The sequence below is a fragment of the Ampullimonas aquatilis genome (genome assembly GCF_049675895.1).
In the GTDB taxonomy this organism is placed as follows: Bacteria; Pseudomonadota; Gammaproteobacteria; order Burkholderiales; family Burkholderiaceae_D; genus Ampullimonas; species Ampullimonas aquatilis.
Genome location: NZ_CP183834.1, coordinates 2440437 through 2467174, shown reverse-complemented (window position 1 = coordinate 2467174; position 26738 = coordinate 2440437). Strand labels below are relative to the sequence as shown.

At 48.8% G+C, this 26738-nt stretch carries 22 protein-coding genes; 20 read left to right on the top strand and 2 right to left on the bottom strand.

Going from position 1 to position 26738, the window contains the following annotated elements:
• Positions 1 to 20: 20 nt before the first annotated feature.
• The 13 genes from gltA (at position 21) to accD (ending at position 14138) form a co-directional block, all read left to right on the top strand.
• A complete protein-coding gene (gene gltA / locus ACMYR3_RS11455; protein ID WP_424192081.1) occupies positions 21 to 1331 on the top strand; it encodes a citrate synthase in 1311 nt (436 codons plus the stop codon).
• A 115-nt stretch (positions 1332 to 1446) separates the two neighbouring features.
• The gene (leuC, locus tag ACMYR3_RS11450) at positions 1447 to 2847 is read left to right on the top strand and encodes a 3-isopropylmalate dehydratase large subunit (RefSeq protein ID WP_424196488.1); all 1401 of its coding nucleotides are present in this window, start codon (positions 1447 to 1449) and stop codon (positions 2845 to 2847) included.
• A 73-nt stretch (positions 2848 to 2920) separates the two neighbouring features.
• Positions 2921 to 3049 (top strand): entericidin A/B family lipoprotein, encoded by a 129-nt coding sequence (locus ACMYR3_RS11445; RefSeq protein ID WP_424192080.1) that lies wholly within the window; start codon positions 2921 to 2923, stop codon positions 3047 to 3049.
• A gap of 11 nt (positions 3050 to 3060) precedes the next feature.
• The gene (gene leuD / locus ACMYR3_RS11440) at positions 3061 to 3705 is read left to right on the top strand and encodes a 3-isopropylmalate dehydratase small subunit (RefSeq protein ID WP_424192079.1); all 645 of its coding nucleotides are present in this window, start codon (positions 3061 to 3063) and stop codon (positions 3703 to 3705) included.
• Positions 3684 to 4019 carry a hypothetical protein gene (locus ACMYR3_RS11435; protein WP_424196582.1) on the top strand — a complete coding sequence of 112 codons (336 nt, stop codon included), beginning with the start codon at positions 3684 to 3686 and terminating at the stop codon, positions 4017 to 4019. The genes leuD and ACMYR3_RS11435 overlap by 22 nt, the downstream gene beginning before the upstream one ends.
• Positions 4020 to 5078: a 3-isopropylmalate dehydrogenase gene (gene leuB, locus ACMYR3_RS11430; protein WP_424192078.1), complete on the top strand. Its 1059-nt coding sequence runs from the start codon at positions 4020 to 4022 to the stop codon at positions 5076 to 5078.
• 77 nt (positions 5079 to 5155) lie between these two features.
• The gene (asd, locus tag ACMYR3_RS11425) at positions 5156 to 6286 is read left to right on the top strand and encodes an aspartate-semialdehyde dehydrogenase (RefSeq protein WP_424192077.1); all 1131 of its coding nucleotides are present in this window, start codon (positions 5156 to 5158) and stop codon (positions 6284 to 6286) included.
• A gap of 152 nt (positions 6287 to 6438) precedes the next feature.
• On the top strand, positions 6439 to 9414 hold the full coding sequence (locus tag ACMYR3_RS11420; protein WP_424192076.1) for a FimV/HubP family polar landmark protein: 2976 nt from the start codon (positions 6439 to 6441) through the stop codon (positions 9412 to 9414).
• 24 nt (positions 9415 to 9438) lie between these two features.
• Positions 9439 to 10314 (top strand): tRNA pseudouridine(38-40) synthase TruA, encoded by an 876-nt coding sequence (truA, locus tag ACMYR3_RS11415; RefSeq protein ID WP_424192075.1) that lies wholly within the window; start codon positions 9439 to 9441, stop codon positions 10312 to 10314.
• 99 nt (positions 10315 to 10413) lie between these two features.
• Positions 10414 to 11055 carry a phosphoribosylanthranilate isomerase gene (locus ACMYR3_RS11410; protein WP_424192074.1) on the top strand — a complete coding sequence of 214 codons (642 nt, stop codon included), beginning with the start codon at positions 10414 to 10416 and terminating at the stop codon, positions 11053 to 11055.
• A gap of 60 nt (positions 11056 to 11115) precedes the next feature.
• Complete coding sequence (trpB, locus tag ACMYR3_RS11405; protein WP_424192073.1) at positions 11116 to 12366, top strand: tryptophan synthase subunit beta; 1251 nt, start codon at positions 11116 to 11118, stop codon at positions 12364 to 12366.
• Positions 12367 to 12368: 2 nt separating this feature from the next.
• Positions 12369 to 13181, top strand: coding sequence for a tryptophan synthase subunit alpha (gene trpA / locus ACMYR3_RS11400; protein WP_424192072.1), 813 nt, complete (start codon positions 12369 to 12371; stop codon positions 13179 to 13181).
• 84 nt (positions 13182 to 13265) lie between these two features.
• A complete protein-coding gene (accD, locus tag ACMYR3_RS11395; protein WP_424192071.1) occupies positions 13266 to 14138 on the top strand; it encodes an acetyl-CoA carboxylase, carboxyltransferase subunit beta in 873 nt (290 codons plus the stop codon).
• 80 nt (positions 14139 to 14218) lie between these two features.
• On the opposite strand, the gene ACMYR3_RS11390 is transcribed toward accD, so the two are convergent.
• On the bottom strand, positions 14219 to 16996 hold the full coding sequence (locus tag ACMYR3_RS11390; RefSeq protein ID WP_424192070.1) for a glycosyltransferase: 2778 nt from the start codon (positions 16994 to 16996) through the stop codon (positions 14219 to 14221).
• Positions 16997 to 17402: 406 nt separating this feature from the next.
• Between ACMYR3_RS11390 and ACMYR3_RS11385 the strand changes: the two genes are divergently transcribed.
• The gene (locus tag ACMYR3_RS11385; RefSeq protein WP_424192069.1) at positions 17403 to 17777 is read left to right on the top strand and encodes a hypothetical protein; all 375 of its coding nucleotides are present in this window, start codon (positions 17403 to 17405) and stop codon (positions 17775 to 17777) included.
• On the opposite strand, the gene ACMYR3_RS11380 is transcribed toward ACMYR3_RS11385, so the two are convergent.
• Positions 17748 to 19328 (bottom strand): glycosyl hydrolase family 17 protein, encoded by a 1581-nt coding sequence (locus ACMYR3_RS11380; RefSeq protein WP_424192068.1) that lies wholly within the window; start codon positions 19326 to 19328, stop codon positions 17748 to 17750. The two genes, ACMYR3_RS11385 and ACMYR3_RS11380, sit on opposite strands and share 30 nt — an antisense overlap.
• A 309-nt stretch (positions 19329 to 19637) precedes the next feature.
• Here ACMYR3_RS11380 and folC point away from each other — a divergent pair, with 309 nt between their 5' ends.
• The 6 genes from folC (at position 19638) to ACMYR3_RS11350 (ending at position 26691) form a co-directional block, all read left to right on the top strand.
• A complete protein-coding gene (gene folC, locus ACMYR3_RS11375) occupies positions 19638 to 20939 on the top strand; it encodes a bifunctional tetrahydrofolate synthase/dihydrofolate synthase (protein ID WP_424192067.1) in 1302 nt (433 codons plus the stop codon).
• Positions 20940 to 20963: 24 nt separating this feature from the next.
• Positions 20964 to 21722, top strand: coding sequence for an SPOR domain-containing protein (locus ACMYR3_RS11370; protein ID WP_424192066.1), 759 nt, complete (start codon positions 20964 to 20966; stop codon positions 21720 to 21722).
• A gap of 62 nt (positions 21723 to 21784) precedes the next feature.
• The gene (locus tag ACMYR3_RS11365; protein ID WP_424192065.1) at positions 21785 to 22273 is read left to right on the top strand and encodes a CvpA family protein; all 489 of its coding nucleotides are present in this window, start codon (positions 21785 to 21787) and stop codon (positions 22271 to 22273) included.
• 16 nt (positions 22274 to 22289) lie between these two features.
• Positions 22290 to 23825 (top strand): amidophosphoribosyltransferase, encoded by a 1536-nt coding sequence (gene purF, locus ACMYR3_RS11360; RefSeq protein WP_424192064.1) that lies wholly within the window; start codon positions 22290 to 22292, stop codon positions 23823 to 23825.
• Positions 23826 to 24080: 255 nt separating this feature from the next.
• Positions 24081 to 25274, top strand: a complete 1194-nt coding sequence (locus tag ACMYR3_RS11355; RefSeq protein WP_424192063.1) for a methyltransferase — start codon at positions 24081 to 24083, stop codon at positions 25272 to 25274.
• Positions 25275 to 25518: 244 nt separating this feature from the next.
• Positions 25519 to 26691, top strand: a complete 1173-nt coding sequence (locus ACMYR3_RS11350; RefSeq protein ID WP_424196486.1) for an O-succinylhomoserine sulfhydrylase — start codon at positions 25519 to 25521, stop codon at positions 26689 to 26691.
• Positions 26692 to 26738: the final 47 nt, after the last annotated feature.

Genomic DNA, 26738 nt, shown 5'->3' with positions numbered 1-26738 from the left:
TCACCATAAGGAAGCCACTCATGACTCCCTCCGATGTAAAAGCCACTTTATCGTTTTCCAACGGTGCTCCTAGTGTGGAATTCCCAATCTATAAAGGTACGGTTGGCCCTGACGTCATTGATATCCGTAAGTTATATGCCTCCACAGGTATGTTTACTTATGATTCAGGTTTTATGTCCACGGCTTCCTGTAACTCTAAAATTACCTATATCGATGGCGATAAAGGTGAGCTCTTATACCGCGGTTACCCGATTGAACAATTGGCAGTAAATTGCGATTTCCTCGAGACTTGCTATTTGTTGCTTAAAGGTGAGTTACCTAACGTGGCAGAAAAAACTGCATTTACCAACGATGTGATGAATCACACGATGGTGCATGAGCAAATGCAATTTTTCCTGCGCGGTTTCCGCCGAGATGCTCATCCCATGGCAGTGTTGACAGGTACTATTGGTGCAATGGCTGCCTTTTATCCAGATGCGATTGAAATCACTGATCCGCATCAACGTGAAATTTCGGCAATTCGCTTAATTGCCAAAATGCCTACATTGGTGGCAATGGCGCACAAATATACGATTGGTCAGCCTTTTGTTTATCCTAAGAACAATCTGTCCTATTCAGCAAACTTCATGCAGATGATGTTTGCAACACCTTGTGAAGAATACAAAGTCAATGAGGTACTGGTTCGTGCCTTGGATCGTATCTTCATTTTGCATGCTGATCACGAGCAGAATGCTTCTACATCGACAGTACGCTTGGCTGGTTCCTCGGGGACCAATCCATTTGCAGCAATTGCTGCGGGTGTGGCTTGTTTGTGGGGGCCAGCCCATGGCGGTGCAAATGAGGCGTGTTTGGTGATGCTCAATGACATTCAAAAAATGGGTGGTGTCGAGAAGATCGGTGAATTCATTGAAAAAGTCAAAGACAAAAACTCCGGTGTGCGTCTGATGGGTTTTGGTCACCGTGTTTACAAAAACTATGATCCACGTGCCAAATTGATGCGTGAAACCTGCTATGAAGTATTGAATGAGCTCGGCCTGGAAAATGATCCGCTCTTCAAGCTGGCTATGACATTGGAAAAAATTGCGCTTGAAGACGAATACTTTGTCTCACGTAAACTGTATCCGAATGTCGATTTTTACTCAGGTATTGTGCAGCGTGCATTAGGTATTCCAACGGCTATGTTTACTTGCATTTTTGCTCTGGCACGTACGGTAGGTTGGATTGCTCAGTGGCAAGAAATGATTACCGATCCAGAATATAAGATTGGTCGTCCACGTCAGCTGTTTGTTGGTGCAACAACTCGTGATGTGAAAAAGATTGATCAACGTTAATCTTTAGCTGGATCTATTAAAAGCCGGCTAAATGCCGGCTTTTTCGTTTCCTATCACATCAGGCGGCGAAAATGTTACCTATGGCATAATCTCAAGCTCTAATCAGGTGTTGGCAATGGCAAAAACTCTCTATGACAAATTGTGGGATGCACATGTTGTGCATACGGAAGCAGATGGGACTTCAATTCTTTATATTGATCGTCATTTGGTGCACGAAGTCACTAGTCCGCAAGCATTTGATGGACTAAAACTGGCACATCGTCCATTGTGGAGAGTTTCTGCAAATTTGGCAGTGTCTGATCATAATGTGCCGACCACTGATCGTTCGGCGGGGATTAGCGATCCCGTCTCACGGCTTCAGATTGAGACTTTGGATCAGAATTGTGATCAATACGGTATTACACAATTCAAAATGAATGACAAGCGACAAGGCATTGTGCATGTCATTGGGCCTGAGCAGGGTGCCACTCTGCCTGGTATGACAGTCGTTTGTGGCGATTCCCATACCAGTACCCATGGCGCATTTGGGGCGCTGGCTTTTGGTATTGGCACCTCCGAAGTGGAACACGTTTTAGCAACCCAGACTTTGCTGATGAAAAAAGCGAAGAATCTTCTGGTCCAGGTTGATGGCGAATTAGGGCCGGGTGTCAGTGCCAAGGATCTCGTTCTGGCTGTTATCGGCAAAATTGGTACGGCCGGTGGTACGGGATGTACGATTGAATTTGCCGGTTCGACAATTCGAAATATGTCGATGGAAGGTCGGATGACCATCTGCAATATGGCCATTGAGGCGGGGGCTCGGGCAGGACTGATAGCAGTAGACCAGACTACTTTGGACTATGTGCAAAATCGTCCTTTTAGTCCAACTGATGCCGATTTAGAAAAAGCGCTTACCTATTGGCGCACCTTGTATTCAGATGAGGGAGCTCAATTTGATCGCGTAGTTAATCTGGACGCTTCATTTATCAAGCCTCAGGTTACTTGGGGAACTTCACCAGAGATGGTATTAACCATTGATGATGTCGTTCCGGATCCTGCTCTGGAAGTTGATCCAAGTAAAAAAGAAGCTATTTCTCGCGCCGTTCAATATATGGGATTGCATCCAGGTATGGCATTGAAAGATGTACAAATTGATAAAGTGTTTATTGGTTCATGTACTAACTCACGTATTGAGGATTTGCGCGCCGCTGCCAGTGTAATCAAAGGTCGCAAGAAAGCCACTAATGTCAGGTTGGCCTTGGTTGTTCCTGGTTCTGGATTGGTCAAAGAGCAAGCTGAGAAGGAAGGTTTGCATCAGATATTCCTTGCCGCAGGCTTTGAGTGGCGTGAACCGGGATGTTCAATGTGTTTGGCAATGAATGCCGATAAGTTGGAACCAGGTGAGCGTTGTGCATCTACCTCGAATAGAAATTTTGAAGGGCGTCAAGGAGCCGGGGGGCGAACTCATTTAGTTTCTCCAGCTATGGCTGCTGCTGCTGCTATTGCGGGACATTTTGTCGATGTAAGAGCGTTTTAAATTGCGTTGCATTTGTATTTAATCCGTCATTAGGTCTTTGGATTCAATTTGAGTTTTCTGTTATGAGATGGTTATGAATAAGATTTTATTTGGATGTTTATTGTTTGGTTTTTTGGCTGGTTGCAATACGCTGCAAGGTTTAGGAACGGATATTAAAAAAGGTGGTGAAGCAATTGAAAAAGCCGCTGATAAAGCCAAATAAGGATTGATCAAATGGATAAGTTTACTGTTCATCAAGGCTTGGTCTTGCCACTGGATCGCGAGAACGTGGATACAGATGCCATTATTCCCAAACAATTTCTAAAATCGATTAAACGTACAGGATTTGGGCCTAATCTGTTTGATGAGTGGCGTTATCTGGATCAAGGTGAACCAGGTATGGATAACTCGGGACGTCCGTTGAATCCTGATTTTGTTTTGAATCTGCCGCGCTACAAGGACGCTTCTATCTTGCTTGCTCGCAAAAATTTTGGGTGTGGCTCATCTCGGGAGCATGCACCATGGGCGCTTGAACAGCAAGGTTTTCGTGCCCTGATTGCACCATCCTTTGCTGATATTTTTTTCAATAACTGTTTCAAAAATGGTGTTTTGCCTATTGTGTTGAGTGAGCAGGAAGTTGATCGCTTATTCAACGAGGTATACGAAACACCTGGTTATAGTCTGATTATTGACTTGAAGAAAATGGAAGTTGAAACACCATCTAAGCGCGTTATTGGTTTTAATGTTGAAGAGTTCCGTCGATATTGTTTACTGAATGGTTTGGATGATATTGGCCTAACACTCAGACAGTCCGACAAGATTAAAGCTTTTGAAGCGGATAGATTGCAGCAACAGCCTTGGTTGGCTCGTCAGATTTAATTTGTGCGAAGACTTCAAGTTTGATTACGCCGACTCGATTAAAAACTTTTCTTTCCAAGCATTGGTTTGTTGCTTTTTTGTTGTTGTGCCTGAGCTTTTTGTTGTTTGGGCTGATGTCATTAAATTTGCTTCATCTTTTGCAGGCAAACCTCGATCTTTTAATTGAGCATGGCTGGCAAGCATTAATGGATGGGGCATTGAGACAATTAGCTGAGCTGATTATTTCTGGTTTGGTAAGTGCAACCTTTTACTTGTTATTTAAAACTTGTGAAAAGGTTCTGGTTGAGCGAATAACTGAAAAGAAAGATGAATAAATGAAGATAGCAGTTTTACCAGGTGATGGTATTGGCAAGGAAATTGTGGCTGAGGCTGTGCGTGTCCTGAAGGTACTCGGTGAGTCATTTGAATTGGAGTATGCCCCAGTGGGTGGTGCGGGATACGAGGCAAGTGGTCATCCCCTACCTGATGCAACCTTAAAGCTCGCTCAAGAATCGAATGCAATTCTGTTTGGTGCCGTTGGTGATTTTAAATACGATAATCTGGAACGATCTTTAAGACCTGAGCAAGCGATTTTGGGATTGCGTAAAAGTCTGGGTCTCTTTGCCAATTTACGTCCTGCGATCCTTTATCCCGAGTTGGCCAATGCTTCAACACTTAAAGCAGAAGTGGTGGCAGGCTTGGATATTCTCATTATTCGCGAATTGACTGGTGATATTTATTTTGGACAGCCGCGCGGAATTCGTCAGCTTGAGAATGGCGAACGTCAAGGTTTTGATACGATGCATTATTCGGAATCAGAGGTCAGAAGAATTGCCAAGGTGGGCTTTGAAACAGCTCGTAAACGTGGCAAAAAATTATGTTCGGTAGATAAAGCCAACGTACTGGAGACTTCACAGCTGTGGCGTGAAATAGTGATTGAAGTTCATAAAGACTATGCTGATGTCGAGTTGTCGCATATGTATGTGGATAATGCGGCCATGCAATTGCTGAAGAATCCCAAACAATTTGATGTCATTGTTACGGGTAATCTCTTTGGTGATATTTTGTCTGATGAGGCATCAATGTTGACGGGATCAATTGGTATGTTGCCTTCGGCTTCATTGGATCAAGCGCAAAAGGGTTTATATGAACCTTCGCATGGCTCTGCACCTGATATTGCAGGTAAAGGTATTGCTAATCCATTGGCAACCATTTTATCGGTGGCCATGATGTTGCGTTATTCACTCAATAAGGCGGAGCAGGCTGATCGTATAGAAAATGCGGTGAAGGTGGTATTGTCACAAGGTTATCGGACGGGTGATATTTACGAGGCAGGCATGCAACGCGTTGGCACAAAAGAGATGGGTGATGCTGTCTTAAAAGCGCTTGGTTAATCATTGAAATTGTAGATATTCTTTTGCCGCAAAATTGCTGTGGCAATAATTTATTGCAAACTGTTTAGAGAACTCACATGAAATCTGTTGGTTTGATTGGTTGGCGTGGCATGGTTGGCTCGGTTTTAATGCAGCGCATGCTTGAAGAGCATGACTTTGATTATTTTGAACCGGTATTCTTTTCAACGAGTGCTGCTGGAGGCAGTCTGCCTGACTTTGCTCCTTCTACGACTAAAGAAGGCCGATTATTAAGTGCAACGGATATTGATGCACTGAAAAAAATGGATGTCATCCTGACTTGTCAGGGTGGTGATTACACCAATGAAGTTTTTCCTAAGCTGCGTGAGGCTGGTTGGCAAGGATACTGGATTGATGCAGCCTCTAGTTTGCGCATGAATCAGGACGCCATTATTGTTCTTGATCCAGTCAACCTAGATGTGATTGAAAATGGCATAAGTCATGGTGTAAAGAATTTTATTGGTGGTAACTGTACGGTCAGTTGCATGTTGATGGGACTTGGCGGTCTTTTTCAAAATGATTTGATTGAGTGGATGACCTCCATGACCTATCAGGCTGCATCTGGTGGTGGTGCACAACACATGCGTGAATTGCTGACCCAATTTGGCGCTATTAATGGTGCTGTGAGTGACCTGTTAAGCAACCCAGCTTCTGCCATTCTTGAAATTGACCGTCGGGTTCTGGAAAAGCAGCATGGTTTCTCTGCTGATGAAACCAAAAACTTTGGCGTACCTTTGGCCGGAAATTTGATTCCATGGATTGATAAGGATCTTGGCGATGGTATGAGTCGCGAGGAGTGGAAGGGTGGTGCTGAAACTAACAAGATTCTTGGCCGAGGCGATGGTAAGGCTCAAAGTGCCATACCCGTGGATGGTTTGTGTATTCGTATTGGTGCGATGCGCTGCCACTCGCAGGCTTTGACGATTAAATTGAAGAAAAATGTGCCGCTGGATGAGATTGAGGATATGTTGAAATCAGCCAACACTTGGGCTCGTGTTGTTCCTAATACTCGGGAGGACTCCATGCGTGATTTGACCCCTGCGGCAGTCACCGGCACGTTAACTATTCCGGTAGGGCGGTTGCGTAAGTTGGCAATGGGCCCAGAATATCTTGGTGCTTTTACGATTGGGGATCAGCTTTTGTGGGGAGCTGCTGAGCCTTTGCGTCGTATGTTACGTATCCTTTTGTGAAATAACAAGGTACTGACATGATTTGCAGCTTAATATGTTGGCAAAGTCATTTGGTGAATTAACGAGATTTAATTTCTTCCAGCTATGGTTGAGCTTGCCAGCGTAAAGGCTTGATGTTAATGTAAAACATTCGTTTAAACAGGGAGGCGTGCGTGTTTACGCATAGTGAGATACCTAATAAAAAGCTGAAAAGAACAGTTCGACTGGTGCAAGTGGCGCTGTCGGGACTTTTCTTGAGTGGTGTGGTTTCCTCTCAGGTTCAGGCTGCTGGCCTCGGACGCCTGAATGTTTATTCTGCACTTGGTCAACCGTTACGAGCCGAAATTGAACTGACTTCTGTCTCAAAAGATGAGGCACTCTCTTTAACAGCAAAACTGGCGCCAGTCGAGGCATACCGATCTGCCAATATTGAATATAGTGGTTCGCTTTCCACCTTACGATTTGCTGTTGACAAGGATGCTAGCGGTAAACCTGTTGTCAAAGTCACTTCATCTCGGCCACTGAATGAACCATTTGTCGATGTGCTGGTTGAGCTTAACTGGTCTTCCGGGAAGCTGGTGCGTGAGTTTACATTTTTGTTGGACCCTCCTGAAAGCAAAGCTGGAGCCCAGGTTGGTGAAGTGGTAGTGGATAATCGGGTAAGCGGCAATGACTTGCCTTATACCGAAGATCGCCCTAAAAAAGTACGTCGACCAGTTGTGGTCAGGGCTGCTAAGTCTGTTGATACGCCACCAGCAGAGCCAACTGCCATTCAAGATGGCAAGCAATATCGCGTCAAGCCTGGTGATACCTTGTCGGGTATTGCTAAACAGTTTCAGGAAAGTACATTGTCTCTGGATAAGACAATGGCTGTGCTCTATCAATCCAATCCAAATGCCTTCATCAATGGCAATATGAACCTGATTCGTTCAGGTGCCAACCTGGCACTTCCTGCATCGGTGGGTAGCCCGAATGCGGTAGCTGATTCTGGTGAGGGAAGAAAGTCGGTTTCTGCATCGTCTAGTGATTTCGGCGCATATAAAGAGCAGTTGGCCAACAATGTCGCCAAGCAAAAGGCTGTGCCCACTACGGCAAAACAAGGGTCTTCAGGAAAAATCGAAGCCAAAGTCCAAGAGCCGGGTGTTGATCCTAATAACTCTGGCGATAAGTTGAAGCTGGTCAAGCCAGGTGAGGGCGTTGCGGGTGCGGCAGCTGGTGGCGTTGATAAAAAAGAATCGGCCGCAGTGAGCGAGGCAAACAAACGTATCGTTGAGCTTGAAAAAAGTATTAATGATCTTAAAACTCAGTTGGAGTTGAGGAATGCTGCTTTGGCCAAATCACAGCAAGCGGCGCAGACACCACCAGTTGCTGCTGTGGTGCCACCGCCAGCTAAAGTGGAAATGCCTGTTGTGACTCAGCCTGCACCTGTGGAAGCAGTGAAGAAAGCGCCAGAGAAGCCTGTTGAAAAGCCCACTGTTGAACTTACGCCGCCAGTCGCTGAGAAAGCGCCTGTCAGCGAGCCAGTTGCTGAGCCGGTTAAAGAAGAACCCAAAGTGGAAGTTAAGCCTGAAGTGGCTGAGCCCGCCAAAGAGGAGCCTGTTGCGGCAGCACCGGCACCAGTTGCAGAAAATACGCCAGTGGTACCCATCGCTGAAGAGCCCTCCATGGTGGATGGCCTCTTATCCAACCCATTGGCATTGGGTGGTGTGGGTGCGCTGATTGCGGGTGCCTTGGGGTTTGCCTGGTTACAACGCAAAAAGCGTGCAGCTGAGCCTGCCATGGGTGACAGTCTTTTAGCCGTTTCCAGTATTGGTGGACACTCCTTGTTTGGTAAGACTGGCGGACAAAGTGTGGATACGTCCAACGTGACGGTATCTGGTCAGACCAGTGTGTTTTCTTCCAGTTTTAATCCGTCAGCAAGTCAGCTTGATGCCAATGAAGTTGATCCCATTGCTGAAGCTGATGTTTATATTGCCTATGGCCGCGATTTACAGGCTGAAGAGATTTTGAAAGAAGCACTGCGCAATCAGCCTGATCGTCATTCCGTACGAGTCAAATTACTCGAGATCTATGCAGCAAGACGCGATGCCCGATCATTTGAGATGGTGGCCGGTGAGTTATACGCAGCAACCAAAGGTGAGGGTGATGAGTGGGCAAGAGCAGTGGCTTTGGGGGCTGGTATTGATCCTGAAAACCCATTGTATTCAGGTGGGCAGGTCTCTGCTGATGTTGCTGCCAAGATCGAGTCTTTGACAGCCCCTACCGAGCCTTTGGAGTTGAACACGGGAACGGATGATTTGTTGACGGCATATAACGAATCAATGAGTATTTCACCCCGTTCAGCATTTGCCCCACCAAAAAGTGAACCTGTGGCTGAGCTCGTAGAAGATACGCCGCCTTTGGATTCCGACACGGTTGATTTTGATCTCGATCTGGCAGAGCCTCCTAAAGACGGGCAGGAAGAGGAAATTAGTCTCGAATTCAAACCATCTGCGCCTGCTCCTTGGGAAAATAGTGTGATTCAGTTCAATGAGCCCTCGATGTTGGATGAGCTGAAGAGTGCCTCCAAAGAAGAGGCGGCTGATCATTCCATCAGTTTTGAGTCAACCGATTTGGGTTTGACCAATCTGAACGAAGATGAGCCAAGTCTGGATCTGGAAAGAGATTTCCAACCTTCGCGCCTGGGATCTATGGATGAGTCGCCTGAGATTCCTTCATTACAAATGCCAGTTGATCTTTCCAAGATCAGCCTTGATCTGAACCCTGCTACTGAAGCAAAAAGTCTGGACTACACGCCTTCTGCTTTTGTTTCTGACAAACCTGAAACGTCGCTTGATCTGCCAACGATCATTGGTGGTGAGCATGATGATTTGGCTGCTGGCATGTCCGTTATGGGCAATCAGGAATCCAATTTCATGAAGACCCAGAAAATGCAGGGTCGCACAGATGTGCTGACTGCCGATAGTCGCTTGGATAAACCGCGTCCTTTGACTGATGTACAGGAGATGAATACCAAGTTGGAATTGGCAGAGGCTTATTCCGAAATGGGTGAAGCTGAAGGTGCCCGTGAGTTATTGGAAGAAGTTTTGGCTAGTGGCTCGCAAAATCAGGCGGATAAGGCGCAGGCTTTATTGGCCAAACTTGGCTAACAATGTGAACCGGTCAGCAGTTCTGTGAATGATGTACTGGTTCAGACTGCTGGACTGCCAATTACTCGACGCCTAGCATTAGGCATTCAATATGATGGTGCTGGCTTTGCTGGATGGCAAAGCCAGGTGCACGGCAAAACCATTCAGGATCGTCTTCAAACTGCGTTATTTGAATTTGCGCAAACGCCCATTCCTGTTGTTTGTGCGGGCAGGACCGATGCTGGTGTTCATGCTCTAAGGCAGGTGGTGCATCTGGATACTGAGCTGGATCGTCCGTTGGCTTCATGGGTGCGTGGCGTGAATCGCTATTTGCCACCCAGCATAGCTGTGCAATGGGCGCGGCAGGTTTCACATGATTTTCATGCCCGCTTTTCCGCCCATACTCGCAGCTATGTCTATCTTTTGCAAACGAGCGCAACTCGTTCTCCGATCTTATTTCAACGATCAGGCTGGATTCACGCCGATTTAAATCTACTGTCAATGCAACAGGCCACACAAGTCTTGGTGGGAGAGCATGATTTCTCTTCGTTTCGCTCTGCCGAGTGTCAGGCCAAAAGCCCGGTCAAGACGATGTACAACGTGCAAATTGCTCAGTGTGACGGCATGTTTATTTTTTATTTTTCTGCCAATGCTTTTTTGCACCATATGATTCGCAATCTGGTGGGAGCCTTGATTTACATTGGGCAAGGCAAACAAGCTCCGGCGTGGATGACAGAATTACTGGCAGCACGTTCTCGGTTGATCGCAGCGCCTACTTTCATGCCTGATGGCTTGTACTTGACGGGGATTCAATATCCGGCGCAGTTTGATTTACCATTCAATCATTGGCAGGAACCGACTGAGACAGGGTTGCCAGCCTGGGTGAGTCAGCAGTTTTTTGCCAGATCGCCATTGTCTTAATATACTAGTGCAGTGTATTTTTTAAAAGCTATATAATAAGCACTTAATGAGCTTATTTATGCTTATACTCCTTAAAAATTCATGTTTTCCGAGTCAATCATGCAACGTACCCGCATCAAGATTTGTGGCATTACCCGCGAGGAAGACCTGTGCTGTGCCGTTGAAAGTGGTGCCGATGCGATTGGTTTGGTGTTTTATCCCCAAAGCCCTCGCTATATTGCACCCGAAAAAGCGGCTTTGCTCACACGAGATTTGCCACCTTTCATCACCTTGGTTGGTTTATTTGTGAATGCACAGCCGACGGAAATCGCAGCAGTTAGGCAGCAAGTGCCATTGACGCTGTTGCAGTTTCATGGCGATGAACTTGCCGCAGATTGTCTGGATCATGGTTTGCCTTTTATCCGTGCAGCGCGCGTACAGCCCGATCTGGATTTGTTAAAATATCGGCAACAGTTTTCTTCTGCCCAGGCCTTGTTATTGGATGCTTTTGTTCAAGGGTATGGTGGAGGTGGAGAGGTATTCGATTGGACACTCATTCCCGAAGAAATCGCGCATCAGGCCGTTTTAAGTGGTGGCTTGAATGCGCAAAATGTCGCTGAGGCGATCGCCAAAATTCGTCCCTATGCGGTCGATGTGTCTTCTGGCGTGGAGAGCGCCAAGGGTATCAAAGATCATCAAAAAATCCGTTCATTTATTGAGGCCGTACGTACCGCAGATCTGCAGTTGTCTGCATCAGCTTAGTGTTGAGGTACGCATTCCAATAACTGATCTACTGTGCCACAAGGCGCAAAGGCTGGTTCCATGTATAACTTACCCGATCAACGTGGTCATTTTGGCCCTTATGGTGGTTCATTCGTCTCCGAAACGCTGGTTCATGCTTTGGATGAACTCAAGGAAAACTATGCGCGTTATCAACACGATGCGGAGTTTATTGCCGAGTTCAAACGGGAACTCAAACATTATGTTGGTCGACCCAGTCCCATTTATTTCGCCGAGCGACTGACCGAACAAGCAGGTGGTGCGCAGATTTTTCTCAAACGCGAAGACCTTAACCATACCGGTGCTCACAAAATCAATAATGTGATCGGTCAGGCCATGTTGGCTAAACGCATGGGCAAAAAACGGGTGATTGCCGAAACCGGAGCAGGCCAGCATGGTGTAGCCAGCGCTACCATTGCAGCACGTTACGGTATGGAATGTGTAGTCTATATGGGTGCCGAAGATGTGGAACGTCAGGCTGCCAATGTGTACCGCATGAAACTGCTTGGTGCGACGGTGATACCGGTTTCCAGTGGCTCCAAAACCCTCAAGGATGCCTTGAATGAGGCCATGCGCGACTGGGTCACCAATGTGGAAAGTACCTTCTACATCATTGGTACGGTGGCAGGTCCGCATCCCTACCCGATGATGGTGCGTGATTTTCAAAGTGTGATTGGCGAAGAGTGTATTGAGCAGATGCCTGAGATGGTCGGCCGTCAACCCGATTATGTGGTCGCTTGTGTGGGCGGCGGCAGTAATGCGATGGGGATTTTCTATCCCTATATTGATCACGCCGATGTGCAACTGATTGGCGTGGAAGCCGCCGGTGATGGACTCGATACAGGACGTCATTCAGCTTCATTGATTGCTGGTTCGCCCGGTGTTTTGCACGGCAACCGGACTTATCTATTGCAGGATGCCGATGGTCAAATCATTGAAACCCACTCCATCTCGGCAGGTCTGGATTACCCAGGTGTTGGTCCTGAGCATGCCTGGTTGAAGGATTCGGACCGGGCACAATACGTCAGCATTACCGATGATGAAGCATTGAATGCCTTTCATACCTTATGCCGGATTGAAGGCATCATTCCGGCACTGGAATCCAGTCATGCCATTGCCTATGGTTCCAAACTGGCGGCTACCTTGCCGAAAGACAAAGTGGTCCTGGTCAATTTATCTGGCCGAGGTGATAAGGATATTCATACCGTAGCCGAAAAATCGGGGATGGAATTCTACTGTCGCGCTTCGTGCCGTGCGGATCATCAACTGGCTCAGACCATCAAGGCAAAATAATCATGTCACGTATTCAAGAAGTTTTTGCGGATCTGGAAGCACAAGGTAAAAAAGGTCTAATCCCATTCATTACTGCCGGTGATCCATACCCAGAGCTAACCGTTGACCTGATGCATGCGCTGGTCAACGGTGGCTCGGATGTGATTGAACTCGGCGTACCGTTTTCTGACCCAATGGCCGATGGTCCAGTCATTCAAAGAGCATCGGAGCGCGCCCTCAAAGCCAAGGTAGGCATGCGTCAGGTGCTAGATTACGTGCACGCTTTTCGCCAAACCAACGACACGACACCCGTTGTTTTAATGGGTTATGCCAATCCGATTGAGCGCATGGGCAGTGACAAGTTTTTGTCCGAAGCCCATCAAGCGGGGGTAGATGGCGTGTTGGTGGTGGATTACCCGCCGGAAGAGTGCGGCAGTTTTGCCGAGTTGGCCAAGGCACAGCAGATTGATCCGATTTTCCTTTTGGCACCAACTTCCACCGACAAGCGGATTCGTGAAGTTGCCCATATTGCGACGGGTTACGTGTATTATGTGTCCCTTAAAGGGGTGACCGGTGCAGGTAATTTGGACGTGGTGGAGGTTGCCAGTAAAATTGCGGCCATCAAAGAACTCTTCGATCTTGAAGGGGTAACATTGCCGGTCGGCGTGGGTTTTGGTATTCGCGATGCCAGTAGTGCTCGGGCTGTATCTGAAAAATCGGATGCGGTGGTGATCGGTAGCCGGATTGTTCAGTTACTGGAAGAATCCAGTAAAGAAAATGCAGCCAGTAATCTGCAGGCCTTTATGGCTGAAATTCGACGGGCGCTGGATGCTTGATCGTTGGCATTGATAAGAATTAAAGCGTGGGCAAACATGATTGGTCATGTGACTTTGCCTCAATCAAACTAAGGAAAGGGTGATATGAGCTGGATTGAAAAACTGCTGCCACCAAGAATCAAACAATCAGACCCCGCCAATCGTAAAACGATTCCGGAAGGGCTCTGGGTCAAGTGTCCAAGCTGTGAAGCGGTGCTGTATAAGACCGATCTGCAGAAAAACCTTGAAGTCTGTCCCAAATGTGATTTTCACATGCGGATTGGTGCGCGCGATCGACTGGATGCGCTGCTGGATGCCGAAGGTCGCTTTGAAATTGGTCAGGAAGTCTTGCCAATCGATTCTTTAAAATTTAAAGATAGCAAAAAATATCCGGATCGTATCAAGGATGCCATGGAGGCCACTGGCGAAACGGATGCGCTGGTTGTGCAGGGTGGTTCCATCATGACGTTGCCAGTGGTGGCCGCTTGCTTTGAATTTGAATTCATGGGGGGCTCAATGGGTTCGGTGGTGGGTGAGCGTTTTGCTCGTGGTGCCCAGGTTGCCTTGGAACAGAAAGTGCCATTTATTTCAGTCACTGCCTCTGGCGGTGCACGGATGCAGGAAGGCTTGTTGTCATTGATGCAGATGGCCAAAACCACTGCCATGCTGACCAAGCTTTCTGAAGCCAAATTACCTTATATCAGTGTCTTGACTGACCCTACGATGGGTGGTGTATCGGCCAGCTTCGCCTTTTTGGGTGATGTGGTGATTGCTGAGCCCAAGGCATTGATTGGTTTTGCAGGTCCTCGTGTGATTGAGAATACGGTTCGTGAAAAACTGCCTGAAGGATTTCAGCGCGCCGAGTTTTTGATTCAAAAAGGTGCGATTGACATGATTGTTGATCGTCGCAAAATGCGCGAAGAAATTGCACGCCTGTTGGCGCTGTTGCAAAACAAGCCTGCCGATGCGGTTGCCTGATTTGGTTGATGTTTAATTAAAAAAGCCCGCGTTTAGCGGGCTTTTTTAATGATGCTGACATATCGTCAGCATGGTTTACTTTATTGTGATGCAGCTCGTTCAGTATCACTCAGGCTGGAACTGATTTGTTGACTCAGCTCTTTGGCACTTGGCAGATGAACCGATTTGCCAAGTTGGCCAATGGCTGTCTTGGCTGCGACCATTGGTTTATGTGCAAATTGTGGCACTTCGATATGTGCTGGCACATCCACATCGTCGGCGTTGAATTCGACGCGTTTTTCCGGCAGATAAGTGGCGATCTGGCAACCAATCGCAGCCAGATAAGGCAGTGATTGAACTAGCAGCATGCTCACCCATAACATGGCATCCAGATCACTGAAACCACGGTTTGCCACCATCGCAAAAGCAGCTAAACCTAAAGTCAGGAATAAGCCAATTTCTTCGCGAATAGGAGCAATTGCATCCAGAGCGCCACCTTTTTGTTGCCAACCTTTAGCTGTACGAACAAATTCACCACGACGTTTGATCAGACCGGCAAACACACCGCGGGCAATCGCATGTGAGAGACCCAAGCTGGCCAACGAGGCACCAAAAATATCAAGCCAGCTGGTTTTCATGCGGTCACGATACAGGATCGGGCCCATTGCTGCTTTCACAATCAGGAAGCCTAATACCGGCGCTGCCATGACGGTAACAGGCAGGCTGAACATCTTGGGCAACAACAACATGCCGATTGTCCAGAACATGGAGGCGGATGCAAAGACAAACTGCAGCGCATCACCAAACCAGGAGAACCAGCCAGTCAAGAAGTGATAACGCTGTGCGCCATCAAAACTGCTCTTGCCGATCAAGGCAGGCAAATGATGCTTCAAAATCTGCATGGCGCCAAAGGCCCAACGGAAGCGCTGTGATTTCAAGGCAGTAAAGTTGGATGGTGTCAGCCCACGGCCCAGCACTTCATCCACATAACGGGTTTCGTAGCCGTCTTTAATCAGGCGCAGACCCAGTTCGGTATCTTCACAAATACACCATTCTGACCAGCCACCGACGTTTTCGAGTGCCTCACGGCGTACCAGGGTCATGGTGCCATGTTGAATCAGCGCATTGCGTTCATTGCGGTGGTGCATGCCAATCCGGAAGAAGCCATCAAATTCCCAGTTGCACATACGACGGAAGAATTGATTTTGCCAGTCACGGTGGGCTTGTGGTGCTTGCACAACCGCTACTTTTTCTTCCAGAAAGTGAGGAGCAAGGCTGGACAACCAGTCGCGCGATACCACATAGTCGGCATCAACCACACCCACCACTTCAGCACGTGGATCCGTTTTAGTCAGGGCAAAATTGAGTGCACCTGCCTTAAAACCAGGCCAGCTTGGCAAGTGGAAAAACTTGAAGTTGTCACCCAAGCGAGCCATATATTGCTCAAGTGGCTTCCACAGAGCTTCATCTTTGGTGTTGTTGTCGATTACTAAAACTTCGTAATTGGTATAGTCGAGTTTAGCCAAACTGTTGATGGTGGCAATCACCATTTCAGGTGGCTCGTTGCAACAGGCCAAATGGATAGAAATCATCGGTTCTTTGTGTGCAGGCAGCGCTGTTTTTTTCGTAAAGTTGCGTTTCCAGCCACCGTTAAACATGACTTCAACAAACTCAAAACCATTGGAGAGTAGCACCGATGCGCTAATCAGCATGGCAATGATCAAGCCGGACAGGGCAGCGATATCTCGTGTTGTAAAGTAATAATCAATGGGCAGAGCAAGACCGGTCACAAAAGCAGTGATCGTGGCTTGAGCCAAGATGCCAAAACCTACCAGACCAATCGTTTTAAAGCGATTGAAATACAGGCAGAACAGGAATACCGGGACGAAACCCAATACCGAGGCCAGGATCGCTTTACTTACCCAATTGCTATCATTTTTAACTGGGCCTTCCCAATTGAATTTGGCTGTGCGATCAGCACTGAACATACCCCAGTAAGGACCTGCCCAACCTTCAATTTCAGTCTTCCATGGCTGGTCAAATGCTTCCATGACAAAGTAGTCAAGCTTCTTGGCTTGTGCAATATTGAGAAACTCACGCATGAAACGCGCTTCGTTTTCTGGTGAGGGTACAGCACCACCAATGACAGGGCCATGACTCGGCCAGCCCACTTCACCAATCAGAATATGTTTGTTGGGAAAGGCCTTGACCAGTTCGTTGTAGCGGCTCAACACATATTCAGGTGCCTCTTCGACGGGAACACCTTCATGGTAAGGCAGCAAGTGAACGGTGATGTAATCAACGTGTTTGGCCAGTTCGGGATTACGCAACCAGACGTGCCATGGTTCAGCGGTAGAAACTGGCTGAACAATTTGATCGCGGGCGCGATCCAGATAGCTGATCAGTTCATTGACAGACAAATCGCCACGTAAAATGGATTCGTTACCCACCATCACGCGTTCGACGTGTTCATTTTTACGCGTGGTTTGAATCAGCGCCTTGAGCTCTTTTTCATTTTGGTCTTCGCGCTTGTCCAACCAGGCACCAGACAACACGGAGAGTTTTTCATCGCGCGCCAAGCTGGCAACATGGGGATTTTCGAGCGAAGAGTAGGTACGAATTCGGTGTGAGCTTTGCGCTAGCAGTTCCAGGTCACCACGAATTTCTTCGTCGCTTGGATAGCTTTCGGCAAAGGGGTTTTGGTTGTGTTGATATGGGCTGTATGCGTAGCCGTTGATTTTGGCATCGGCGCTAACCACCTCGGTATCTTTATTTAACCAAGACCAGCCGGCAAACTGAGTGGCGGCAATAGCGCCAGCAATCAGGGCTGCGGAAAGGACTTTGACGATCGGCGATTTGACAGGAGTCGATGTGCTCACGATAGTTTGCAGAATAAAAAAGTTAAACTACGAAATGACAGCAAATTTAAAACGTCAAGTTGCTGACACACATTGCTCTGCACAAAATAGGCCATGAATCGCTTGGCTGAATAGGGAGTCGTGGGAAATGCCAAAAAATCCCACGATTGTTTTTCTAAATTGTTGATTTTTATTGATTAAATTTTATTGTTTATTTTTTCTCGAACAAGGTTTGATCATGATCTCGGCCAATTCTTCATAAGAAAATGAATTGAAGATCGCTCGACTGTCGCTGTTTGGCGACGAGGAATATAGCGTTTAACTAGGGTTATTGCTGATTTGAGCCAACCCTTATATTTCAAGCGGATGACAGCCAAACTGGATAAAGTCGCTGTTTAACGACAATTTTGTGAGTTAATATAAGGCTATGAATAAAAACACTTTTTTCTATATCTGGGCAGGCTTGTTGGCTTTATTGGTGGTGTTCGTCACTCTGTATATCCGCTTTAATCTGGTGGAACAGCAAGCAGTAGCCGAGGCTTGCATGGCACAGACTGATCACTTGGATGCCTTGTGCCGCAGTCGTGCCTGGTTAGTCTGGGCGACTTTTGGTACTGAGGCGTTGGGGTGGGCTGCATTGGCGATCATGCTGCTGGCATGGGCGCTTCGGTCCCGCACAGCAGCATTGCTCGGTGTGTTATGTGGACTGGCTGGTCTAGTCCTGTTTTGCTATGAATTGGCTGCTGTGGGGTTGGTGGGTTCGTTACTGGCCTTATCGACGGCTTTGCATAAACGAGGCTAACAGCATGATGGTCACGCCCAGCCAGGCAATGGCCTCCTCATTGCGCAGTCCTTCGCGATAAGCGATACCAAACAGGCTGACAAACATCAGAAATCCGAGGATTTTTTCGTGCCGGTTAAAGCGCAACAAACGATTGCCAGCAATCACACAGGACAGCAAGCCAATGGCGGCTGGCAGGTAGAGCAAGCTGGGAAAGTCTCGGTAGCGCGGATCGCAGACAAATAGAATGCCAGTCACTGCTGCACCAAACAGCACGATGCGGCGTAACCAGACCAGATAACTCAAAAAAGGTCGCAACTGATCATTCAGGCTTGCAGCAGAAAGTGTGGCGCCAATCCCCAGTAGCAAGCTGATCAGGCTCATACCACCTAATACCAGCCATTCCCCCAGATTGCGATAAGCAAAGAGCGCATGTTGCCATTGCATCCAGGCCAGTGTGCCAAATGATGCGCCATTGGCCATCAGCAACAACTCCCGCGATGGTTTGATACCGCCACTGACCCTGTGCCAGGACATGCCTAAAATCAGCATGACCAGCGCACCGGCAAGTCCGCCCACAAAATGCATGACATTGTGACCATTATTGATGACAGGTTCGCTAAGGCTGAATTTGGGCTTGAGATGGGAATCAAAGATGCCCCAGTAACCGCCAACCGTGCCTTCACTGCGACGCTTCCAGGGTTGGTCAATCGCTTCAATGATGTTGTAGTTAAGATCCTGGGCTTCAGCCAAATGGACAAACTCGCGGATATAGCGCGCTTCATTCACCAGACTTGGCACAGCTGTTTCGCGCTGCCTACCAGTACTGGGCCAGCCGGTTTCACCAATCAGGATGGGCTTGTTGAAAGTTTGTTTGACCTTGTCAATCACCTTGCTGACATGCTCGATGGATTTTTCAATTGGCTGGGGATCATCTTCCCAAAACGGTAGGATGTGGACAGTGACAAAATCAACCGAGCTGGCCAGGGCAGGGTGTTTGAGCCAGAATTCCCATACATCGGCATAGGTCACTGGAAGATCCACCTGTTTTTTAACTTGATCAATATACGCTGCCAGACCGGCCTCGGTTTGTTCGCGTCGCAGCAGGACTTCATTGCCGACAATGACACCCTGAATCACATCGGCATTGGCTTTGGCCAGTTCGATGCCACGCTCGATTTCCTTCTGATTTTTTTTGGCTTCACGGCCAATCCAGATACCCAGATACATTTTCATGCCATATTTGCGGGCCAGCTCTGGTACTTGATCAAGTCCCTGATTGACTGAATAAGTGCGCACGCAGGCAAACTTGCTGGAAAGAAAACGCAAGTCCTCATCAATTTGGCTGCGTGAAGCGACAAAGTTTTCAATGAATGGCGATTGACCCGGACGATGGTAGGGCGCGTAAGAGGCGCACTTTAATTTGTAGTCGGGCGCCAGTGCAACAATACTTTGTGGTCGAAAATATTGTTGCACATAAGACAGAATGGCGACCAAGATGATAAGGCCAAATAGGCCAGCAAACCACAAACGTGCCGTCCGATACGGTATCGCAGATGAGAAAGTGAGCATGGTCCCTGTGGATACTTGTTATTAGTATTGAAAGAAATACCTTATTTTATGCACTTAATGGCCTCATTTTATTATTTACTCCCTTGGGGTATCGTTGCTAATACCCAAAGCAAGGCGTATTTTGCGGTACTTGCCGAGTTTGCGCAAACCCTGTTGCAGTCAGTGACATAGCAGCCAGTTTTCTCAAGTTGGTGAGCTTACCTTATACTGCGCGCCTTGTTATGGTTGGACTTGTCCCCATTTACCATTTCAAGAATGATTGGATCACTGATTCAATGCTCAAAACATGATCGAGAACGTCTGATAACCATGAATTCCCTTTTCACGCAGCAACAGTTTGCCAATTTGTCAGAGTGGCTGACTTATCTTGAAACAGCGCATCCCGTTGGGATTGAGATGGGTTTAACGCGAATTGGTAAAGTGCGTGATGCCTTGGCGTTTACGTTGCCCGGCGTATTGTTCACCGTCGGTGGTACCAATGGTAAAGGTTCCACCTGTGCGTTTCTGGAGTCGATCCTGATTCAGGCGGGTTTTAAAGTGGCTTGTCATACTTCGCCGCATCTGATCGATTTCAATGAGCGTGCCCGGATTCAAGGTGAGATCGTTAGCGACGAGCAGCTGCTGCCGCATTTTCAGGCTGTGGAAGCAGCGCGTGCGCAAGTTGGTGTATCGCTGACTTACTTTGAATTTACCACCTTGGCGATTACTCATTGCTTCGCCAGCCAATCCTTGGACGCGGTCATCCTTGAGGTGGGTCTGGGTGGTAGGCTTGACGCGGTGAATCTGTTTGATGCCGATTGCGCCATCATTACCAGCATCGATTTAGACCATCAGGCTTTTCTGGGTGATACCCGCGAAAAAATCGGCTACGAGAAGGCAGGTATTTTTCGTACTGGTCGACCAGCTATTTGTGCTGATCCCATGCCGCCTGCCAGCCTGATTGATTACGCCCGCGAAATCGATGCCGACCTCTGGTTGTTTGGTCGCGACTTTAACTATCAAGGTGATCAGCAGCAATGGAGCTATGGTGGTCGCAAGCAACGGCGCAATGCGTTGAGTTATCCGGCATTGCGTGGTACCAATCAATTACTCAATGCATCAGCAGCTTTAGCAGCCTTGGAGTCAGTGGCCGATCGCCTGCCATTAGGCGCGCAGGAAATTCGTAATGGCTTGGCGTTGGTCGAATTGCCTGGCCGTTTTCAGGTCTTGCCAGGGCAACCTGCTATTGTCTTGGATGTGGCCCATAATCCCCATGCGGCTGCAACACTTGGGCAAAACCTCGATAATATGGGCTTCTTTCCCAATACCTATGCCGTGTTGGGCGTCATGCAGGACAAGGATTTGGCCGGCATGCTCAAGCATCTGCAAGGCAGGGTTGACCATTTTTATGTTTGTGACCTGCCAACACCACGCGCTGCGGCTGCACAAGACATTGCCGAGATGATTCGAGCGAGTGGCTTTGTGGAAGATAGTGAGCATTCGATCGAATGCTTTACATCCGCCGCCGTTGCCTATGAAAAGGCCCGGAGTAAAGTGGCTGACAATGATAGAATCATAGTCTTTGGTTCGTTTTACACAGTTGCTGCGGTTATGCAGCATCGACTCTCCTAATCTGTCTTGTAACCTGTCTGGCGCATGGGTCTTCTTTCCTTCTTAAATAAAAACGAAAGTGCGGAAGCACCGAGCAATAATTCACCACTTTTTGATGGTGCCAAGGTTCCTGGTGCTGAGCGCCGCAAGCGTGGCCGTCGTAAAAGTGATGATGTTTCCGAAAGCGCTGGCAATTTGATGGATGAAGATGATTACCGTTCTGATCCAACACTCGCGTTAAAAAGGCGTGCCCGCCGACGCCTGATTGGTGCGGTGGTCATGGTGTTGCTGGCGGTGATTATTCTGCCCTTGATATTGGATAAAGAACCCAAGCCCAAGGAAACGCCGGTTGTTATTCAAATGTCAGGTCAGCCTGACAAGCTACCCAACAAATCTGAAGCCAGACCGTTTGAAGAAGAAATCATCGATCCGCCTGAAGTGATCAGCAAGCCCATCAGTGCGGCTAAGCCGATTGATAAACCGATTGATAAACCGGTTGTCAAAAAAAATGAAGTGACTGCACCGGTCAAACCAATGAATGAGCCAGTCAAGGAAGTTGCCAAGTCTGATACCCATCGTTTTGTCCTGCAAACGGGTTCTTATGCAACGCCTGACAAAATCAAGGAAGCCCGTGGCAAGGTCGAAGCGACAGGCTTAAAAACCTTTGTACAGGTTGTGCAGACCAAGGAAGGGGAGCGGACCCGTGTGCGAGTTGGCCCTTTTGCCAGCAAGGATGAAGCAGAAGCTGCGCAAGCCAAACTGAAGGCTGCCGGAATTGTTGCGGCCATGTTGGATTTGCAATGAGCTTGTGGGGCAGTTTGATGCAGTATCGAGATGCTGACAGATGTGTTTCACGGTGAGTGCTTGTGACCTGGTTTGATTACATCGTGATTGGCATTATGGTCGTTTCCATTTTGCTCAGTTTATGGCGTGGCTTGATACGCGAGATTTTGTCTTTGTTGGGCTGGATTGTGGCGGTGGTCGCTGCCAATCTGTTTGGTCCGGAACTGGCTTTGCATTTGCCCGATAAAATTCCGGGTGAGGCGATCAAGTTACTGGTGGCTTATGCGATTATCATGGTGGCTACAGTTTTGCTTATGGCAGTCGTTAATATGCTGATCGCGACGATTTTGGCTGCAACCGGTTTGAAATTGGCTGACAAAGGCCTGGGTGGATTGTTTGGCGCTGCGCGTGGCGCAGTCATTGTTTTGAGTCTGGCGATTCTGGCGGGGCTGACCGGCCTCACGCAAACGCCTTTCTGGCAGCAGGCGGTATTAAGTCCGATGATTGAAGCTTCCATTCATCTGGCCAAGCCCTTATTTCCTGAGCGACTCAAGCAATACGTGAAATTCTAGTATCGAGAGGTTCCTTATGTGTGGCATCGTCGGCGTGGTATCGCATTCGCCAGTCAATCAGCTCATTTATGATGGCTTGCTTTTGTTGCAGCATCGAGGTCAGGACGCAGCCGGGATTGCAACGGCAAATGGCTCCACCTTTTCCATGTACAAGGCCAACGGGCTGGTTCGGGATGTGTTTCGAACCCGCAATATGCGTGCCCTGCCTGGTAACTCAGGTATTGGCCAGGTTCGTTATCCAACCGCCGGATCTTCCTCCAGCGAAGAAGAAGCACAACCGTTTTATGTCAATGCACCGTTTGGTCTGGTACTGGCGCATAACGGCAATCTGACGAACTGGGCGCAGCTCAAGGATGAGATGTTCCGGATTGATCGTCGCCACATCAACACCCATTCCGATTCTGAAATTCTGCTCAACGTCTTGGCGCACGAGTTGCAACAAGCCAGCACTGGTTATTCGCTGGATCCAGCTGCCATGTTCCGTGCGGTAGCGGGTGTCCATCGTCGCGTCAAGGGTTCTTACGCGGTGGTCGTGCATATTGCCGGTTATGGCTTGCTGGCATTTCGTGATCCCTATGGGATTCGTCCCTTGTGTTACGGCATTGCCGAAACCGAACGGGGTTCGGAATACATGGCGGCTTCCGAGTCAGTGGCGCTGGAAGGACTTGGCTTCAAATTCGTGCGCGATGTGGCACCCGGTGAAGCGATTTTCGTCTCGCAAGACAATGAGTTTTACAGCCAGCAATGTGCGGACAATCCCAGCCTGAATCCTTGTATTTTTGAATATGTTTATCTGGCCCGTCCTGACTCCATCATGGATGGTGTGTCAGTCTATGCTTCGCGTTTGAAGATGGGTGAATATCTGGCTGAAAAAGTACGTCGTGAAGTCAGCGCGGGAGATATTGATGTGGTCATGCCAATTCCTGATTCATCGCGTCCGGCTGCCATGCAATTGGCCATGAAGCTGGGAATTGAATATCGCGAAGGCTTCATCAAAAACCGCTATATTGGCCGAACCTTCATCATGCCCGGCCAGTCCATGCGCAGAAAATCAGTGCGCCAAAAACTCAATGCCATCGGTGTCGAGTTCAAAGGCAAGAATGTGCTGATTGTCGATGATTCCATCGTGCGTGGTACCACCTCCGGCGAGATCGTGCAGATGGCGCGCGAGTCCGGCGCCAAGAAAGTGATCTTTGCTTCTGCGGCACCACCGGTGCGCTTTCCCAATGTCTATGGCATTGATATGCCAACTGGTGCTGAATTAGTGGCGCATAACCGCACTGATGAAGAAATCTGTCGCATCATTGGTGCGGATCAGTTGATTTATCAGGACATTGAAGCGATGAAGCAATCGGTGCGAGATATCAATCCTAATATTCGCAACTTTGAGGCCTCCTGTTTTGATGGTCGTTATGTGACCGGTGACATCACACGGGAATACCTTGAGATACTTGAACTGGCCCGTAATAATCCTGCCGCCATCAGCGAGCGGGATGGCAAGGACGATACGTCCAAGTCACAACTCGCTTTGAATTTGTCGACCAAAGACTAAGCGCACTGTAATACTTGCTATACCAGGGGCGAATGGCCATTGGCTGTTCGCCCTTTTTTATCGACAAGCGGATTGTGATGTTGGATCTGCCGACCTCTGATTTCAAACAAATCGTCAGATGAGATTTTGATTTGGATTTAGGTTACGGCACCTGCTGTCTTGTCACGCTATGCAATTTCGCAAATCTATCCGGACGATTCGTTGAGCAGTGCTGTCATCCTGCCTGGTTCGTTCCCGCCATGAAAGGGCACCTTGATGCATCCCACTCAGACTGATACTGATTCAGCTTATCCCATGCTTGAATGGCAAGAAGGTGCTGTGAGCCACGCGGTGCGCTGGCGCTCGGAAAACGGTGCTGCGCCGCCCAAACGTGTCATGGTAGTGGATGACACCTTGACTGCCGACTCAGCGTTTCGTTTTGCTTCTGAAGGCACCGCGCTGCTGTGGCGGGGTGACTTTAATAATGCTCGACAATTGCTCTTGGCCCTGGCGCGTCGCATCGATAAAAAGCCGCTGAAACGCAAAGAGCGCGAAGCGAGTGCCGAAGGTGTGAGTCCCAGTGATGTGTTTAACCGTCATCGTCAGTTGCAATCCCAGCGCGCCCGTACCTTGGGCATGATCTTGATTGAACTGGCAGCGGACTATCAAATTGCCTTGCGGCGTGCCCCCAATCTGCAAGAAGCCTGTACCGAAGTGTATGGTGAGCCTGCTGCCGATGCACTTGCTTCAGTCGTATCGCTGCGTGAATTGCTGGGCCTGATTGGTGCACATGAGTGGCGCAAAAAAGGTGTGCCGGTTGGGGCAGCGGGTGGCAATATTCATCCTTACTATGGTGTGTTTTCGCCGGTGCGGGGTGAATATGTTGATCTGGTAAACAAAGCGCCGATCCCCGCGGGTTGCTCTGTGGCTTGGGATATTGGTACCGGTACGGGTGTGTTGGCTGCGGTATTGGCGCGGCGTGGCATTGAACAAGTCGTGGCGACGGACAATGATGCCCGCGCCCTGGCATGTGCCCGCAGTAATCTGACACAACTTGGTTTGAGTGGTCGGATTGATGTATTGGAAACCGATTTGTTTCCACCCGGCCAGGCAGGGCTGATTGTCTGCAATCCGCCCTGGATTCCTGCTCGCCCCAGCACACCGGTGGAGCATGCTATTTATGACCCGGAAAGCCGCATGCTCAAAGGCTTTCTGGCTGGGCTGGCAGCGCATCTGACGCCCGGTGGCGAAGGTTGGTTGATCATGTCTGATATTGCCGAGCATTTGGGTTTGCGCACGCGCGAAAGTCTGCTGGCTGATATTGATGCGGCTGGTTTGACGGTGCTGGAGCGACGTAGTACCAAACCCACCCATGCGCGTGCCAGTGACGAAAATGATCCTTTGCACGCAGCACGTTCGGCCGAGATCACGACCCTTTGGCGACTGACTTGCCAACCTGCTCGCAAATAAGCAAGTGCAAAAAAAATCTATGGTCAGAACAAAACAGCTTATTACTTGTGACTGAGCTTGTGCTATTCTTTCGTGGCGCCGATTTGATACAGCTTGCGGGCGCGATATTTCGACAGAAATATCAAATCAGCTAAAGCGCGAAGGATCACCATATCCGGCCCGCTTTGGTTTTTGCTAAAGCGGGTTTTTTATTGGAAAGACGATCATGAGTGATAACAAAACAAATCAGCCAATTCAGTCCACCCTGCCAGACGATTTGCATCTGGAAACCCTGGCCGTGCGCGCGGGTGTTCATCGCAGCCAGTTTGGCGAGCATTCCGAGGCGATGTACCTGACTTCCAGCTATGTGTTTGACAACGCCGCGCAGGCCGCGGCGCGTTTTGATGGTAGCGAGCCTGGCAACGTGTATTCGCGCTATACCAATCCCACGGTCACGGCTTTTGAAGAACGACTGGCTGCGCTCGAAGAAGGTGAGGCCTGTGTGGCCACCGCATCGGGCATGAGCGCTATCTTGACGGCCTGCATGGTGCAGTTGTCGGCCGGTGATCATCTGGTCGCATCGCGCAGCCTGTTTGGTACCACGATCAATTTATTCAACAATATTCTGGCGCGCTTTGGGATCACCACCAGCTATGTGGACATTGATGATGTGGCCGCCTGGCGAGCCGCCTGTCAGCCCAATACCAGGCTGTTTTATCTGGAAACGCCGTCCAATCCACTCACCCAGATTGCCGATATTGCGGCCTTATCCGAGGTCGCCAAAGCTGCTGGTGCACTGTTTGTGGTGGACAACTGTTTTTGCTCACCAGCCTTGCAAAAGCCACTGGCATTGGGGGCGGATGTGGTGATTCATTCAGCCACCAAATATCTCGATGGTCAGGGACGGGTACTGGGCGGTGCGCTGGTCGGCAAACGTGACTGGATCAATGAAAAAGCGCTGGGTTTCTTGCGCACCGCCGGACCAACCTTGTCGGCCTTTAACGCCTGGGTCTTGCTCAAGGGATTGGAAACACTATCGATTCGCCTGGAAAAGCAGTCAGCCAATGCCTTGTTGCTGGCGCAATGGCTGGAAGCCCAGCCGCAGGTTGAGCGGGTTTACTACCCAGGGCTGCCGTCGCATCCGCAATACGAACTGGCGCAACGACAGCAAAGCAGTGGTGGGGCGATTGTGAGTTTTGACGTCAAGGGTGGCAAGGATGCCGCGTGGCGGGTGATTGATGCCACCCGGGTGATTTCCATTACCGCCAATCTGGGTGATACCAAAACCACCATCACTCACAATGCCACCACCACGCATAGTCGTTTGTCTCCTGAAGCACGTGCCAAAGCAGGTATTGGCGATGGCTTGTTGCGTGTGGCAGTCGGGCTGGAAAATATTGAAGATTTAAAGGCCGATCTGGCGCGTGGCCTGGGCTGATGCCATAGCGAGCATTGCAGCATTTGTAATACAGTACTCATTACGAC

Coding starts and splice junctions, on each gene's coding strand:
- leuB (WP_424192078.1), top strand. CDS start 4,020: ATGAAGATAGCAGTTTTACCAGGTGATGGTATTGGCAAGGAAATTGTG.
- trpB (WP_424192073.1), top strand. CDS start 11,116: ATGTATAACTTACCCGATCAACGTGGTCATTTTGGCCCTTATGGTGGT.
- ACMYR3_RS11370 (WP_424192066.1), top strand. CDS start 20,964: ATGGGTCTTCTTTCCTTCTTAAATAAAAACGAAAGTGCGGAAGCACCG.
- leuD (WP_424192079.1), top strand. CDS start 3,061: ATGGATAAGTTTACTGTTCATCAAGGCTTGGTCTTGCCACTGGATCGC.
- folC (WP_424192067.1), top strand. CDS start 19,638: ATGAATTCCCTTTTCACGCAGCAACAGTTTGCCAATTTGTCAGAGTGG.
- ACMYR3_RS11380 (WP_424192068.1), bottom strand. CDS start 19,328: ATGCTCACTTTCTCATCTGCGATACCGTATCGGACGGCACGTTTGTGG.
- ACMYR3_RS11355 (WP_424192063.1), top strand. CDS start 24,081: ATGCATCCCACTCAGACTGATACTGATTCAGCTTATCCCATGCTTGAA.
- ACMYR3_RS11385 (WP_424192069.1), top strand. CDS start 17,403: ATGAATAAAAACACTTTTTTCTATATCTGGGCAGGCTTGTTGGCTTTA.
- asd (WP_424192077.1), top strand. CDS start 5,156: ATGAAATCTGTTGGTTTGATTGGTTGGCGTGGCATGGTTGGCTCGGTT.
- purF (WP_424192064.1), top strand. CDS start 22,290: ATGTGTGGCATCGTCGGCGTGGTATCGCATTCGCCAGTCAATCAGCTC.
- ACMYR3_RS11445 (WP_424192080.1), top strand. CDS start 2,921: ATGAATAAGATTTTATTTGGATGTTTATTGTTTGGTTTTTTGGCTGGT.
- gltA (WP_424192081.1), top strand. CDS start 21: ATGACTCCCTCCGATGTAAAAGCCACTTTATCGTTTTCCAACGGTGCT.
- ACMYR3_RS11410 (WP_424192074.1), top strand. CDS start 10,414: ATGCAACGTACCCGCATCAAGATTTGTGGCATTACCCGCGAGGAAGAC.
- accD (WP_424192071.1), top strand. CDS start 13,266: ATGAGCTGGATTGAAAAACTGCTGCCACCAAGAATCAAACAATCAGAC.
- trpA (WP_424192072.1), top strand. CDS start 12,369: ATGTCACGTATTCAAGAAGTTTTTGCGGATCTGGAAGCACAAGGTAAA.
- leuC (WP_424196488.1), top strand. CDS start 1,447: ATGGCAAAAACTCTCTATGACAAATTGTGGGATGCACATGTTGTGCAT.